17 protein-coding genes are annotated in these 15,019 nt (G+C 31.3%); 5 read left to right on the top strand and 12 right to left on the bottom strand.

Annotated elements, in window-relative coordinates; genetic code table 11:
* Nucleotides 1–83: 83 nt before the first annotated feature.
* The 6 genes from AAGU07_RS00935 to AAGU07_RS00910 all read right to left on the bottom strand — a co-directional run bounded on the left by AAGU07_RS00935 (nucleotide 84) and on the right by AAGU07_RS00910 (nucleotide 3,711).
* Nucleotides 84–878, bottom strand: coding sequence for a sulfite exporter TauE/SafE family protein (locus AAGU07_RS00935; RefSeq protein ID WP_342457343.1), 795 nt, complete (start codon nucleotides 876–878; stop codon nucleotides 84–86).
* A gap of 62 nt (nucleotides 879–940) precedes the next feature.
* Nucleotides 941–1,723, bottom strand: a complete 783-nt coding sequence (locus AAGU07_RS00930) for a sulfite exporter TauE/SafE family protein (protein WP_342457342.1) — start codon at nucleotides 1,721–1,723, stop codon at nucleotides 941–943.
* Nucleotides 1,724–1,728: 5 nt separating this feature from the next.
* The gene (locus AAGU07_RS00925; RefSeq protein WP_342457341.1) at nucleotides 1,729–2,469 is read right to left on the bottom strand and encodes an MBL fold metallo-hydrolase; all 741 of its coding nucleotides are present in this window, start codon (nucleotides 2,467–2,469) and stop codon (nucleotides 1,729–1,731) included.
* A gap of 22 nt (nucleotides 2,470–2,491) precedes the next feature.
* Nucleotides 2,492–2,713, bottom strand: a complete 222-nt coding sequence (locus AAGU07_RS00920) for an AbrB/MazE/SpoVT family DNA-binding domain-containing protein (protein ID WP_342457340.1) — start codon at nucleotides 2,711–2,713, stop codon at nucleotides 2,492–2,494.
* Between the two features lie 112 nt (nucleotides 2,714–2,825).
* A complete protein-coding gene (locus AAGU07_RS00915; protein ID WP_342457339.1) occupies nucleotides 2,826–3,242 on the bottom strand; it encodes a 4Fe-4S binding protein in 417 nt (138 codons plus the stop codon).
* A 247-nt stretch (nucleotides 3,243–3,489) separates the two neighbouring features.
* On the bottom strand, nucleotides 3,490–3,711 hold the full coding sequence (locus tag AAGU07_RS00910) for an AbrB/MazE/SpoVT family DNA-binding domain-containing protein (RefSeq protein ID WP_342457338.1): 222 nt from the start codon (nucleotides 3,709–3,711) through the stop codon (nucleotides 3,490–3,492).
* 453 nt (nucleotides 3,712–4,164) lie between these two features.
* On the opposite strand from AAGU07_RS00910, the gene AAGU07_RS00905 reads away from it, so the two are divergent.
* Both AAGU07_RS00905 and AAGU07_RS00900 read left to right on the top strand, forming a co-directional pair.
* Complete coding sequence (locus AAGU07_RS00905; protein ID WP_342457337.1) at nucleotides 4,165–5,112, top strand: ribonuclease H-like domain-containing protein; 948 nt, start codon at nucleotides 4,165–4,167, stop codon at nucleotides 5,110–5,112.
* Nucleotides 5,113–5,249: 137 nt separating this feature from the next.
* On the top strand, nucleotides 5,250–6,161 hold the full coding sequence (locus tag AAGU07_RS00900) for a response regulator (RefSeq protein ID WP_342457336.1): 912 nt from the start codon (nucleotides 5,250–5,252) through the stop codon (nucleotides 6,159–6,161).
* Between the two features lie 241 nt (nucleotides 6,162–6,402).
* Here the strand turns inward: AAGU07_RS00900 and AAGU07_RS00895 are convergent, their stop codons facing one another.
* From AAGU07_RS00895 to AAGU07_RS00885, 3 genes are all read right to left on the bottom strand, one after another.
* Nucleotides 6,403–6,912, bottom strand: coding sequence for a type 1 glutamine amidotransferase domain-containing protein (locus tag AAGU07_RS00895; protein ID WP_342457335.1), 510 nt, complete (start codon nucleotides 6,910–6,912; stop codon nucleotides 6,403–6,405).
* Between the two features lie 1,230 nt (nucleotides 6,913–8,142).
* Nucleotides 8,143–8,568 carry a hypothetical protein gene (locus tag AAGU07_RS00890; RefSeq protein WP_342457334.1) on the bottom strand — a complete coding sequence of 142 codons (426 nt, stop codon included), beginning with the start codon at nucleotides 8,566–8,568 and terminating at the stop codon, nucleotides 8,143–8,145.
* A 182-nt stretch (nucleotides 8,569–8,750) separates the two neighbouring features.
* A complete protein-coding gene (locus AAGU07_RS00885) occupies nucleotides 8,751–9,392 on the bottom strand; it encodes an exopolysaccharide biosynthesis protein (protein WP_342457333.1) in 642 nt (213 codons plus the stop codon).
* A 204-nt stretch (nucleotides 9,393–9,596) separates the two neighbouring features.
* On the opposite strand from AAGU07_RS00885, the gene AAGU07_RS00880 reads away from it, so the two are divergent.
* The 3 genes from AAGU07_RS00880 (at nucleotide 9,597) to AAGU07_RS00870 (ending at nucleotide 11,022) form a co-directional block, all read left to right on the top strand.
* Nucleotides 9,597–10,238, top strand: a complete 642-nt coding sequence (locus tag AAGU07_RS00880; RefSeq protein WP_342457332.1) for an NAD(P)H-dependent oxidoreductase — start codon at nucleotides 9,597–9,599, stop codon at nucleotides 10,236–10,238.
* 53 nt (nucleotides 10,239–10,291) lie between these two features.
* Nucleotides 10,292–10,477, top strand: a complete 186-nt coding sequence (dmpI, locus tag AAGU07_RS00875) for a 4-oxalocrotonate tautomerase DmpI (protein ID WP_342457331.1) — start codon at nucleotides 10,292–10,294, stop codon at nucleotides 10,475–10,477.
* 308 nt (nucleotides 10,478–10,785) lie between these two features.
* Complete coding sequence (locus tag AAGU07_RS00870) at nucleotides 10,786–11,022, top strand: TRAM domain-containing protein (RefSeq protein WP_048082561.1); 237 nt, start codon at nucleotides 10,786–10,788, stop codon at nucleotides 11,020–11,022.
* Nucleotides 11,023–11,137: 115 nt separating this feature from the next.
* On the opposite strand, the gene AAGU07_RS00865 is transcribed toward AAGU07_RS00870, so the two are convergent.
* The 3 genes from AAGU07_RS00865 to AAGU07_RS00855 form a co-directional block, all read right to left on the bottom strand.
* Entirely contained in the window at nucleotides 11,138–11,752 is a 615-nt protein-coding gene (locus tag AAGU07_RS00865) for a PrsW family glutamic-type intramembrane protease (RefSeq protein WP_342457330.1), read from the bottom strand.
* A gap of 52 nt (nucleotides 11,753–11,804) precedes the next feature.
* Nucleotides 11,805–12,647 (bottom strand): DUF362 domain-containing protein, encoded by an 843-nt coding sequence (locus tag AAGU07_RS00860; RefSeq protein ID WP_342457329.1) that lies wholly within the window; start codon nucleotides 12,645–12,647, stop codon nucleotides 11,805–11,807.
* Nucleotides 12,648–12,900: 253 nt separating this feature from the next.
* Nucleotides 12,901–14,988 (bottom strand): CHASE4 domain-containing protein, encoded by a 2,088-nt coding sequence (locus AAGU07_RS00855; RefSeq protein WP_342457328.1) that lies wholly within the window; start codon nucleotides 14,986–14,988, stop codon nucleotides 12,901–12,903.
* Between the last annotated feature and the right edge of the window lie 31 nt (nucleotides 14,989–15,019).

Below are 15,019 nucleotides of genomic sequence, written 5' to 3'. Positions count from 1 at the left end.
TTTGGTTATAATGAAGTTCAGCGAATATGCATCAAAATAAAAAAAAATAAAGAAATGTATTTGATTAAGCCTATTCCTCTTTTTTAACTTACTACTAACGATAAGCCGAAAATTATAGAAATTAATATGAGTACCGGCGGTATAAATTTCTCTATAACTCCCCTATCAATTCTACCTAATAATTTAGGCCCTAAAAGCGCACCTATAACTGCGCCACTGCCAAGAAGAAGTGTTAAAGTCAGATCAAATCTGCCTAAAAGGAAGTAGCCTCCAATACCTGCTACTGAATTAAACACAAGTACAAATATTGTTGTACCCACAACCATCAGTGTAGGTAGGCCCAAACTATAAAGTCCTGCTGTGACAGGCCCGGTTCCACTTAATCCGAAAATTCCTGCCAGTATTCCTCCAGCCACTCCAAAGAATGATGCTATAATTCTTTTAGGTCCTGTAAGTGTATCTGTTTTTTCATTTTCCTTTTTTCTGGCACCGGTCTTGGCATCCTTTCGTTCATTTAAAAATCTCCTTATCATTGGAACCGCAGTTACAAGTAAAAGAACACCTAATAGTTTCTTTAAAATGTAAGGTGGAATCATATTGGCAATATATGCACCTATTAATGTACCTATTATTCCCCCGACTCCCAGAATCAATCCTGTGCGGACGTCTATATTTCCCATACGGTGGTGGCTGTAGGCGCCTGCTGCAGTAGTTGGCAGTACAGTTGCCAGAGATGTGGCCACAGCCACCTGTGGAGTTACACCAAAGAGAGTTAAGATAGGTACATATAAGGATCCACCGCCCCCTCCAAGAGTGGTTACAAGCAGGCCTATAATAAATCCAAATAAAGGAAGAAGAATTAAATTAAAGTCAAACATTTAATAGCCTCCGTAATAGCTAGTTTCTCTGATTATGTTTACTGGCAAAATTGTTGGTTAATTTATGTAAGTAACAAGGCTGCGCCTGAAATAAGCATTATGCCCATGGTCAAAGGTCCATAGATTTTTTCAAAATTTTTGGGGTTAATTTTTTTAAGCAATTTAGGCCCTAAAAATGCACCTACAACTGATCCACAACCAAGAAGGAGTACCAGAGGTATATCAAGCCTTCCTAACAATAAATATGTTCCTATACCTGTAACAGAGTTAAAGATGAGTACGAATATAGTTGTACCTACCACCATCATAGCAGGCAGGCCTAAACTATAAAGACCTGCAGTAACTGGCGGTGTTCCGCTTAGTCCAAAAACTCCTGCCAGTATTCCACCTGCCACTCCAAAAAGAGAAGCTATAATTTTTTTAGGTCCAGTAAGTTTTGAAGATTCTTTTTTAACTTCATTTTTATTTTTACGTCTTTTAAGCATGCTTCTTAATGTTGGAATCAGCATTATCAACATAAAAGCACCCAAAATCTTTTTTAAAAGCAATGGAGGTATCATATTGGCAATATATGCCCCTATTACAGTACCCACTATTCCGCCAATTCCTAAAATTAAACCTGTACGAATATCTACATTACCTTCACGATAATGACTTAAGGCGCCTGCAGCAGTGGTGGGTAAAACGGATGCTAAAGATGTTGCCACAGCCACCTGTGGAGTTACACCAAAAATCAACGTCAAAACAGGTACATACAACCCTCCTCCGCCCCCACCTAAAGTGGACACGAAGAGGCCTATAAGAAATCCAAATAAAGGAATAAGAATTAAATTAAAATCAAACATTCAAATTACGCCTCATCATTATTAAACTCTTTAATTCTCTGGTTGGGGTCATCGTTAAACAGACCTCCATGGTAAGTTATTACATTCTCAACATTATATTTTTCAAACTTTTTAAGCGAAGCTGTGGCTGTTTTCACATCTTCCTCTGTTAAAATCAAGTTATTTGTTCCCACAAGTTGTCCCTCAGAGATATTCATCGCATCTCCTGCTATGAGAGTTTTACTAGGTTTGTGATATAGACATATGTGTCCCGGTGTATGGCCGGGAGTATGAATAACTACAATTCCTCCGCAGTCTGCGAGCTCTTCTCCGTCAGCCAAAGTTATATCGACTGGTGCATTGGAATTTTCAAATATATACAAAACTTTTTTCTGTTCTTCTTCTGATAAATCACTTATACGTTCCATAAACTTTGTGTTCACTCTTACAAGCTTCTTTTCACCTTTAATATATGGTTTATCCTCTTCATGTGCAAGCACTTTGACTTCAGGTAATTCCTCAAGAATATTTTTAATACCGCCGATATGGTCTATATCCTGGTGTGTAACTATGATTTTATCAAGCCGTTTGAGTGGCACACCCGCGTCTTCCATTGCCTTTTTGATTACTGGTAAAGTACCTACCATTCCTGCATCAACCAGGATAACTGTATCATCATCCCATATTAATGTTGGGCGAATTGTGCTTTCCCTTCCCATCATTTTCATAGGTATTTCTATCATTTCTATTCCATCTGCTATTTTCACTTGTATCACTCCTTAGGATATATTAATCTTGACTGTCTAAATTTTCAAGTATTTTAAGTGCATAATCTCTCATTACATCACTTTTAAAGAGTATAAGCTTCTGATTTTTGTCTCTTCCAAAGACTACTAAACTATCTCCAGGTTTAATATCAAATCTATCTCTAGCTTCTTTAGGAATAACAATTTGGCCACGTTCACCAACTTTGACACTGCCCCAAAAGTGGTGATCCTTATAGTTTCCCATGATTATATTCCTCCATCAGTTATATTGATCATATTTTGTATATAATATATGTTCAATCATGTATTTCATACAATTCATATTTAAATTTTATGGGTAAAATTCTATTTACCATTTATTTATTCACTGCCAAAGGAGTATGATTTTCCAGTTTAATTGCCTTTTCTGGGCACATTTCACCGCAGCACATACATGTTATACATTCCGAATAATTAAATTGAGGTGTTTCAGTACCTGCGCTCAAAGCACCCATTGGGCAGCTTTTGATACATTTACCGCATCCAATACAAATTTCAGGGTCAATTAATGGTTTTAACGACGGAATTCTATCTAATGGAAATATTCTAACTGAAGGCCATTTAAAATCGTCTATTGTTTCAATTCGATCTCCTAAAACCTTAATTTTAGTTATATCTGCTTCTCCAAGCCCACGTTCACAGGCGTTCTTATTTACAGGTATTAATGGGTCTTCCCCTAATATATGGCAGATTAGACTATCAACTGCAACTGCATCCGCAGAAGCAATGATCATTTTCCAGTTTTCGAGGATCTCTATTATTCTTGTAATTTATGGATGTCCCTATTTATAGTTCATATGAATTATACTTATCATATAATTCATACTTAAACGTATAGATCCTATAAGTCATATTTAAACTTTGCTGAGATGACATGTGAATTTTAAATAAAAGAATTTGAAAAAAATAAAAATATAATTAGTCCATGAAAGAGTCAAAATGGAATCAAAAGAAATAAGATATTTAAAAATAAATTTAGTATCATTCTTGACTGTCTAAGTCTTCAAGTATTTTAAGCGCAAAATCTCTCATTACATCCTCTTTTACGATTATGAGCTTTTGGTTTTTATCTTTTCCAAAGACTACCAGACTGTCTCCCGGTTTAATATCAAAGGTATCCCTGGCTTCTTTAGGAATAACTATTTGTCCACGTTCACCAACTTTAACGCTGCCAAAAAAATGATTATCTTTATAACTTCCCATAATATGTTCCTCCCTCATTTCATATAAGTAATACTTATCATACAATTCATATCTAAACTACTATATCCCATAGTCCATATTTAAACTTTGCGGAGCTAGAATACTGAAATTTGCGATAGGATTTTAAATTAATGCCTTTTAAATCCAATATTTTCTTTAAAAACATTCCAAACTGGGAATGTATCATTTCTATTTAGTTACAGGTTAATGCAAAAATTTTACTCATCTGTAGATTAATATAATCAGTTAAGAAAACTACATTTTTTTATTAAAATAAATTAGACATACCAAGAATATCTGATATTTTCAAATGTATAGTATTTTCTATGCTGAAAATATTAAAAAACAATATACTTATAAAGTTTGAAATATGATAAATGTAAAAGTATAAAAGCCCAAAATTCCAATAAGAGCATAAATTATTAGGAACAATAAACTTTTGGAAATGAATACATGGAATACGAAAATGCCCAGAAATTAAAGGAAAAACTGTTAGATGATCATGATGGAATAGCACTTGAGGATCTGATAGATGGTAACGAAATTGTTACAGATAGTGGTACCTGTTATGATATAGAAAATAAATCCACTCTTAAATTTAATACATTAAATCAGGAAAATGCTAGAGAAAAAATTTTATCAGATTTAAAACTATTAAACGGAATTGGAGCATCAAGGGAACTAAAATTACAAAGTGAAGGCTACAAAACTATCGAAGACCTTGTAGAACATGAAAGGTTTGGCAGAGAAGCATCTAACTTATTAAAGATCATTGACAGCTGTAACAACTGCTATATATCTGATAGGATCTCAGAATGTTACCCAAAATCACACCCTATGTCCCTATTTTCATCCAGTTTTTCTAATGATGAAGATTTCATCTTTTTAGATATAGAAACTCTAGGTTTTAGTAACGTTCCTATAATCCTTTTAGGGGTTGCTGAAGTTCATGGAAATGAAATATGCGTAAACCAGTACCTGTCAAGGAGTATAGGAGAAGAAAGTGCAGTTTTAGAGGCTTTCTCATCTCATGTTGAAGATGAAAGCGTATTTGTAACATTTAATGGGCAAACATTTGATATACCTTATATTCGAAATAGAATGAAATATTTCGGCATTAAAAAGAATTTAAACATGCCCCACTTTGATTTACTTCACTTTTCACGGCGTACATGGAGTGACGAATTACCAAACTGCCAGTTAACAACAATTGAAAACCATTTATTTGGTATAGAACGAATAGATGACGTACCAAGTGGATTAGTACCTGCATTTTATAAGACTTACATTAAAACTCAAAATATTGGACCTTTAGTTCCAATAATTGAGCACAACAAACAGGATATAATTACTCTGGCATTGATATTCTCCAAACTACATGCTGAATATTCTACATATTAACCACTTGAGATCTAATATATTTATAGAATAATTCATAAATCAGTCCCATTTAAATAAAAATATTAAAATTATAAATTATTACAAAATTACACTTAACATATTTATCATGCACTTGTCTCAGTTATGGAGGCGGAAATATGAATAGTAAACCTATCAAAATTTTATTAATAGAGGATAACAGAGAAGATGCTGTAATCATAAGGGAAATGTTAAAAGAAACACAAAATATCTCGTTTGAATTGAATCATGTTGATAGACTTAAAAATGGATTTGAAAGTCTTTTTAATGATACATTTGATGTTTTACTTCTTGATTTAAATTTACCTGACAGCTGGGGATTTGATACTTTTATTAGAACTTATGATCAGACCCCCGAGTTACCCATAGTAATTATGAGTGGATTTGATGATGAAGATATCGCCGTTAAGGCTGTTCGTGAAGGTGCACAGGATTATCTAATTAAAGGACAAATTGACGGTCGTCTATTGGCTCGTTCAATTTCTTACGCTATTGAACGTAAAGAAACTGAAAAAGAATTAATGAAAAGCCATAAAGATCAAAGAGAACTGATTGAATGGCATGAAAAAGAACTGCTTGAAACAGAAAGAAAACTGCAGGAAGAAATTGAAGAAAGGGAAAATGTAGAAAATAAATTGATTGATGCGCTCAAAGCTGTAGAAATAGAAAGATCAAAACTGGATACTCTAATCAACAATTTATCTGTTGGAATTTTAATTGTAGAAGCCTCTTCGGGTAAACCTCTTATTAAAAATAAAAAATTGGAGGATATCTGGATTGATTGTTTAGAGATAGAAGAACTTGCAGAATACTGCTATTACAATTGTTCCCACCCTGATGGGAGGCCCTATGAACTTGAAGACTGGCCGTTAACACGTTCTATTACAAGCGGCGAAGAAGTTGAAGAAGAAAAGATCATTATTTCAAAGGAAGACGGTACAAAAAGCGTAGTAATTAGCAGTTCTGTACCTATACGTGATAATAACGGCCAGATAGTAATGGGAATGTCTATTTTCTCAGATGGAGATTAATTTAATTATTTATATTTATTTTAGGCTAGGATATCTAGACCTTGAAAATTTAGAAACTCTATGGCTGATTTTGATGGATTCTAAAACTAGTCAAGTATGTCTAGACATCCAATTTAATTTAAGTAATTCCAGTTATAAAATAATTCCTACTTTTTAATTTTAAAGTATGATATTATAAGTTAATTTTAAAAATTAAATAAAATAATTTTAACTTATTTTAAGCACTGTAACCACTTACTCTTTATTCCAATTTTTTAAGAGCTGCTTCAGTAAATGCCAGAATATCATCAGGCCCACGACTTGAGATTATATTGCCATCTTCAACAACTTCCCTGTTTACATACTCTGCTCCAGCATTTTTAATATCCTGAACAATAGATTTCCACCCTGCTACTTTTCGTCCTTCAATAACCTGGGCTGTAATTAAAAGCTGAGGAGCATGACAGATTGCAAAAACTGGCTTATCACTTTCAACAAATTCTTTCACAAACTCCACTACATTCTTATCTTCTCTTAGTTTATCTGGAGAACATCCACCTGGAATAAAGATCGCGTCAAAATCATTTACTGATACATCTCCTGCTGATTTATCAACAACGACTTTTGTTTTTTCTTCTTTTCCTCCTACTGTTTGCCCCCCTTTTAATCCGATATGAGTTAATTCATGCCCCTTTTCTTTAAAAGATTTTGAAGGTTTAGTATACTCTATATCTTCAAATTTTGGTCCTATTAAAACTCCTATTTTGCTCATTCAATTCACTCCTGCTTATCCATATTAATTTCCAGCATATGGTTATTAAGTTTATACTTAATATTATTAAAATAAATTGTGCATAACTTAAATAGATTAATTAACTCACAATTAACACTGCAAATATAATTAAACTAAATAAAATTAATTTTTAAAATTAAATCTTTAAATCTGTTTATAAGTTTAATACACTTTTAAAATATTAAAAAGCAAGTCCCACATAAATACGTTTTTGCATATATTCTAAAAAAGCAAAAGTATAAATTAAGTATAAATTAATTTCAACCTGTGGGAAGATTTTAAAGAAAAAGACTTCATCTATGTGCGTCTTCCCACCATTAGAATAGATTTAATAAATTAGTGTGTTTAGTAGTTTATTTTGATTTAATTGTATTATTTAATATAGAAACAATCTTATAGCTTAATTAAAAAAATCAACGTTAAATATTCCTTATTTTTTAATTTAAGGCATAAATCCAGCATAACAGGTTCGATGTTTTTAATATCAATATCTATGCCCAAAATGTCATTTAAGTAATTATCATTTGTTTAAAATTTAAACAAAAATGTGGAGGAATAATAATATATTTTTTATATCATTATTCCAATCACATTGATTAAACTATCAAACCAATCATGTACAGTTATAATGTAAAAGTTTAACTATTTAAAATTTACCATAATTCTATTTTTGACATGTAGCTGAATATAACTCAGTATTAAGTGTTAATTTATTTTTTAGAAAGTAAAACCATGAATGTATTCACCATATTTGTCCCTGTTTTAAAAAAATAAACATTATTTGCAGCATTTGCATTTTTGATATCTGACATTTCGATATGCAAAGGTATATAAATCAGGAGGATCTACTATCTAACTGTATCATAAAAAGTTCCATTTGGTCACTACTCCCCAGATAGTGACCAATACCTATTATTTTCAAATGGCTATTCAGTCCACTCCTTGCACATGATACATTACCTTGTATGTATTCCTTGAAAAAAAGAGCATTTCAGTTATCCGAAAATATCGGATAACTAAATACGCTCTTGATAATTTTCTCTAACTCTTATTAAGTCTTTTTACGTCTATCAAATAAAAGATCTAGTTTTAAACCAAGTTCGAGAACTTTTATTTTTAATTCTCTTTACAACTAGATTAAAATATATAATTAGAAAAAATAGGTTAAAATTATTTTATAAAATATAAAAATAGATAATAAAATATTCGTTAAGACATTGTTTTAGTTATGGTAGACAGTAATGATGGCCTAAAGTATCTCCAATAGCATTGTGCAGCAGTTAATTTAGAGTAACCATATTCAGTAGGTATTTTAATAGTTTTTGTATGTCCAGAATACTTCAAAACATCTTTTCCCGAAATTTTAACCAGGTTTTTGCTGATTTTTTGAATATAAACATACATATAAGCTTCTTTTTTAGTTTTTGGTGAATATGCATGTCCTACCATCTTTACATAGCTTGTTTTAATTTGATATGTCTTCCACGTGAAAGTACATGGGTTACCGTAGTAATCCTTAAATTTAACAGATCCATGATCTACAACTTTCATACTAGCTGCTGCAGCAGGTTCAGCAATTTGAAGACCAACAAACATAGACATTATTAATGCCATTAAAACCAAATTTTTATTCATTTGTATCCCCTTCATTTCTATTTTTTGTAAAATACAATATTAATATAATATTTTAATATATACATTTTATTATATGGAAATTAACATTAATACTCGGTAAATCTCTTTAATAGAATAGAAAAACTAAAAATATCTATTAATAATAGAAAATAATTCAAAATATTTTAGAACATATTCCAAAACTAAAATTGAGGCATATATATCCCAAAATGAGATAAAACAAATGTTATTCCAGCATAACCAAATAAAAATATCAAACTAAAATAAATAGTGGTGATAATAGTCAGTATATAGCCTGCTAAAATGAAGTAGCCATCATGTTCAAGGATACCTAAAACTAAAAAAAAGATTGAATATCCAGGTAAACTGTCTGTTAATGGTACAGGTAAAGGGAGCATAAGTAAAAACGAAGTAAATACCATTAGAGAAATACTAAATCGACTTATGGCAGGGCCTTCACTCAATACTAAAAAACGAGGCTTAATATACTTCTCTAATTTTCCTAAAGCAGTCATGGTTCCATTTAATATCTTCAAAAGAGTATCCTTAGGCAGCACATATTCCATAATAAATTTAGGTATTAAGTACCTGTTGAAAATTCTGCTTATTCCAATAAACATAATTCCAAGTCCAAAAGGTATGCTGGATCCCGGGATGGATACTGGAATTAAAAAAGGAGTTGCTAAAATTAAGCATAAGATTAGTCCCCCACGATCACCCATCAAATCAAGGAAATTTCCTATGGTTATACCTTTATCTGGTATTTTAGAAGATATATATTCCAGTGATATTGAAAAGCATTCATTAGACTTAGTTTCAGACAATTATAATCACCAGAGAATTATTCATTAAATACGACAATCAGACAATATTCTTAATTTAAGTTAAACTAGTTAAACAGAGTTTTGATTTTTATAATATCCATTTAATTTCTTATTTTCTTTTTAAAATGCAGCTATTATTAATAGTGCATCAAAAAGAATTTAAATTTTTAGGTACATAAAATATTAAAAAAGGAGGTCATTAGTATGAATGTATTTATTATTTTTGCACATCCAGAGCCAAATTCTTTAAATGGAGTTATGAAAGACCTTGCAGCTAAAACATTAAGGGATAATGGTCATGAAGTTAAAATATCTGATTTATATGGGATGCGATTTAAAGCAGTCCTTGATGAAAATGATTTTTCGCAAAGGCAAAATACTGAGCAATTTAATCCCATGATGGAACAGGTAAATGCAGTCGGAACTGGATCGCTATCTCAGGATATTAAAGACGAAGTAGAGAAAATAAAATGGGCAGATATGATAATTTTCCAGTTTCCAGTATGGTGGAGTTCACCCCCTGCAATCTTAAAAGGATGGTTCGATAGGGTATTCCTGCCAGGAGTTGTCCACAATATAGCTGAAGGAAAGATGTATGACACTGGTTTACTTAAAGGTAAAAAAGCAATGTTATCATTTACAACAGGCGCACCTAAAGAAGTATATTCCTCTGAAGGTCCTCATGGAGATTTAGATGAAATCTTCAAATTTATAACCCACAATATCCTTGAATTAACTGGCCTCGAGGTGCTTCCTTCTATTGGCATATACGGCCCGGAAATGACATCTAAAGAACACGTAAAAGAAGAGCTTGAAAAGTTCAAAGAAAGAATAAATTCGCTATAACTATTTAAGCATTGAAAATAAACAATTATCCAATAAATTTAAGGAGTGATATCATGCCTGTAATTACAATAGAAGGACCTAAATTAACAAAACAGCAAAAAGAAGAACTTGTAAAAACTATTGCAGAAAGTGCAAGTAAAATAATGGGATTACCAGTAGAAGCAATGGTGACTATAATAAGGGAAGTTGAAGCTGAAAACGTGGGCACAGGAAATATTCTGTTATGCAACAGGAAATAATATCTTTTAATAATAAAATCTAAAATAATTTACCTGAATTTTTCAAATATATTTTTTTTATAAAATTTCTAATTTTAATTGTACTGTCTTAAAAAGGCATTAAATTAACTAAAATCTTCAAGATACTATATATTTTTAGAAAATTTTTATGAAAATAAATTTATTAAAATTTTAGAGTATATTCCAGTTACAAACGCTTATTAAAAAATCTAAAATTCTTTTAAAAATTAAAAAAATAGCATAACTATATATACCTATAAATCAAACTGTATACAGGTCATTTATGGCCTTATTTAGGACGTGATGAATTGTTTAATAATAATTACGGAAGAGATAATTACTCAAATAGAGGAAATTCTTCTTCTCCTTTAAACGAAGGCGAAGAATACGATGTTAAAATTGAAGATCTTGGAAGAGACGGCGATGGAATCGCAAGAATAGAAGGATTTGTTGTTTTTGTAACAGGCGCCAAAATAGGCGATGAAGTCAAAATTAAAATCACTTCTATAAGAAGAAACTTTGGTTTTGCTGAAATAGTAGAATAATTAAATTCATGAAAGTCATTATTTCATAAACTTAATTTTTTTAAATTATATTTTATTTTTTAGTTTTAGTAAGCTTAATTTAACTGTATTTTATTGAAATATCTATTTTTAATCGTTAATCAACAAAATAACTACCATCAATAAACTGCTCAGTAGTCTTAAAGTAAAACATCAAACAAAGATAATAAGCACCAACATTAGCTACAATAACACCAATATCTCCAGTTTCAATCATTGCTGAAAAGTTATTCAAGATGTGTAAACCAACAGCAATTAAATAAAATTTTAAAGGCTGCTTTTTTGCAATACCATATGCAACTATAGACGTGACTGATGCATGAAATAAAATTCCAGGCAGTCTCACTATTACGGGTATATTAAGTACGAATACATACAGTATAAATTCCGTTATACCAAATCCTAGACCAACTAAGAATCCTAAAATAAAAATGGATCTTTCAGTTTCACCATGTCTATAAAATAAAGGGTATGCTTTGGCAAACTCTTCAATAAATGGAGTAAAAATAATTATTGAAATTAGACTGGCAAAAAAAGAAGGGAAAACATCTAAAAAATTTCTTGTAAATGATCCAAAAAGGAGAGTTATAGGAATACTAACTATTATCCCTGAAAGTAAAAAGAAAAGTTTCTCTTTTAAATTGGGCCTATGCGGTTCTATAATTAAATTATCCTGATGAAACCTTGTTTTATCATCTCGAGTATCACGCATGTGATAAGTACTCCTTAATAAACTTTAAAATATAAAAATAGAATTTCAAGGTTTATCCTTCAAGTATCTTCCTTATACTATCTGCATCGCCGTGGCTCGCATCGTTTAATGGAACTAATTCAATTTCTTGTGCAGATTCAACCCCAACACCTAGTTCTGCTGCTCTTCGAATTTGATCCAGCTCAAAAATTGGGCCCTTACTGATACTCGTTTTAACACCATAATTTCTAAGGATTGCAACCCCTACTGCATCCATTGCCACTCGATCAGCGGATGCAAGAATAAGATTTGGCTCCACAACTTCTCCCTGCTCAGGTCCCTTTGTTATAAAAGCATTTATAGCATCCATAACGATCAGATCAACATTGTAGTGCTTATTAATTTCAGCAATCATAAGTCTCTGATAGGGAGACACATGTAATTCAGCCATATAATTATATAAACCGTTAGGCAGTCTTTTTGCAACGATTCCAACAGAATTTTTAAGTGATAATGTAAAATTGCCCCCAAATCTATGTGTTTTAAGACAACACGTCTGGACAACTCTATCAGATTCCAGAAATAGTTTTGATATATAAAATCCCTTAACCCAGTGAGTTCCTTCTTTTTCAACCTTCACCCATTCATTTCTATCTTCTTCATCAAGCACAACGACTTCAAAGCCGAGTTTATCTGATAATTCAAAAACTCCCATTTTCTCAAGTACCTGGCGGGTGTTACCCATTCCACTACGCTCGGCTAAAGTTAAACCCGTGACATTAGATTCATTCAGTTTTTTAATTATTGCATGAAGTGTATCAATGTGTGTTGAAGCTGGAAAAGGATCAGCACTGTTAAAATTAGATTTTAATGCAACTTTATCCCCTGAAAATTCATCTATTTTAAAATGATCCATTAAATTATTTATTCCTGAGTATCTATCTTTAGTTTTAACTAAAAATACTTTACATTTCTTATTTTGACCTATAAGATTACCTCCTCAGGTAAATAACATCTCCCTAATTAAATAGGATAGTCTTATTATGTATCTAAAGACATAATTTATTTTTGGTTATTTAAAAAACAATGATTTAATAACTTAATTAAATTAGTAGAGCCTTAAAAAAGTATAAAATTAAGAATAAATATCATTCCTGAAATTTAATATACTAATTGTTTAATGGACTATTTTGCTCAATTTGTGTGAAAATAATTCGGAATTCTGTTTGATCGTTACCGCGAAGTTCAACTGTCCCATTAATCTGGTCTACTAATGAAAGTACAAGACGTAAGCCCAGTGTTTCTGAATGTTGTAAATCTAAGTCTTCTGGAAGCCCTATACCATTATCCCCCACAACTAATAGAATATTTTTATTATTCCTATGAAATTTTATGTATATCATGCTCTCTTCATGATCACTATTTTCAGCTGGAAAAGCATATTTTAAAGAATTAGTTACAAGTTCATTTATTATAAGACCAACAGGTATGGCAGTATCCGCATTTAAAAAAATCTTATCTGCACTGATGTCGATCTTAACATCATCATGATTAACTCCATAAGAATCAAACAGATCATCTACCAGATTCCTAATATATCCTGCAAAATCAATTTTTGCAAGTCCTTTAGAATTATAAAGCCTTTCATGAATCATAGCCATAGATTTAACACGATTTTGGCTTTCCTTAAAAACTTCAAATGCATCTTTATCCTTTATATATCTACTTTGAAGGGATAGCAAACTTGAAATTATCTGCATATTATTTTTAACTCTGTGGTGAATTTCCATTAACAGCGCTTCTTTTTCTCTTAAAGATTCTTTAATTTCATTTTCTGCCTGTTTACCATCAGTAATATCCCTTATAATTGCACAGTAAAACTTCTCATTCTTTATCTTCCATGAAATATGTGAAATTTCCAGCATGAACCTGCTTTTATCCTTTTTAAATCCATATGACTCGTAAATTACTCCCATATTTTGAGAATTAGCAGAATTATATGGGTTATCCATCACTTTCTGGTAAGATTCATGGTATTCATCTGGAAATAAAATTGAAATTGGCTTTCCTAAAATCTCATTTTCACTGTATCCAAACATACGCTGTGCACTTCTATTCCATAACATAATTTTGCCAGCATTATCTGTTAAAACAATTGAATTATTAGCTAATTCTACTAAAGAGCGAAATTCCAGTTCTGATTTTTTTAATTGATCCTGTGAAGTTTCTATTCTTGATAACATGCCATTAATTGATTCTGCTAAAGATGAAAGTTCATCTTCTCCATCAGCAAGTATACGTGTAGAGAGATCACCTTTTTTACCTATAATAGAAATATCCTTACTAAATCTAGATAATTTAGAGAGTATAGACCTATCTAGATAAATTAGAGTTATTACAGCAAGAAGACAGCATATTACTAACAGAGATGCTATAAAATAAGATATTGTATTTTGATATTCTTTATAAAAACCTCTTGGTCTTTCTGTCTTTAAAATAAATGCAGGTTTTCCATTAATATCATTTATAAGAGCATAACCCGCAATATAACTATCATTTATTGGTTTAATAAAAAATGGAGAACTTTGAGACATCGAATCGCGTGCAGTTTGAAAATCAGCAGGCATATTGGAATCGTTGTAACTAACCAATGTAAGGGAAGACTGTATTTCACCAGATAAATGCTGAATTTCAACATCATTTAAATATCGGCCGAAGATTAATGTCCCTCTACTTGGACCATCTCCATTTGAAGTTAAAATGGGATGTGAATCAATTATCATCGGCCCCTCTGGAAGCATGATAATCCCTTTTACACCATCTTGCGAGCTCAGTAAAATGTTATCTTTAGATATATACTTCTTAATACTTTCAGAAACAGGTTTTTCTTCCTTTTTTTGAAGATCGAATTCTTTGCCATAGACAATATTTCCCGAATTATCAACATAAATAACCAGATTAAGTTTCAGATCAGTAAAAGTAGAATTTAAAAGATTACTTTGTATATATCTCGAATTATGATTCTGTATGAAAATATACGTGTCATCCCATACTGCCCAGTCATTAATAGTTTTATTTAAATCAGAAATTTCACCTGAAAGCACATTTGTAGCTAGCTGGATGTTCTGGAGTGTGTTTTGTTCTTCAAGTGTTTGAAATCCCCCCATTAAAACAACATTTGAAGCCAGGTACATAACAATAATTGAACATGTTATAGTTATTCCAAGGAGTACCAGTGTTTTTTCTCGTAATTTCATTGTTGCACACACACTTTATATCTTAGAAATA

Origin of the sequence: Methanobacterium sp. (assembly GCF_038562635.1) — an archaeon.
GTDB lineage: Archaea > Methanobacteriota > Methanobacteria > Methanobacteriales > Methanobacteriaceae > Methanobacterium_D.
The sequence above is the reverse complement of the archived record's forward strand: the minus strand, read 5'-3'. Positions and strand labels throughout refer to the sequence as shown.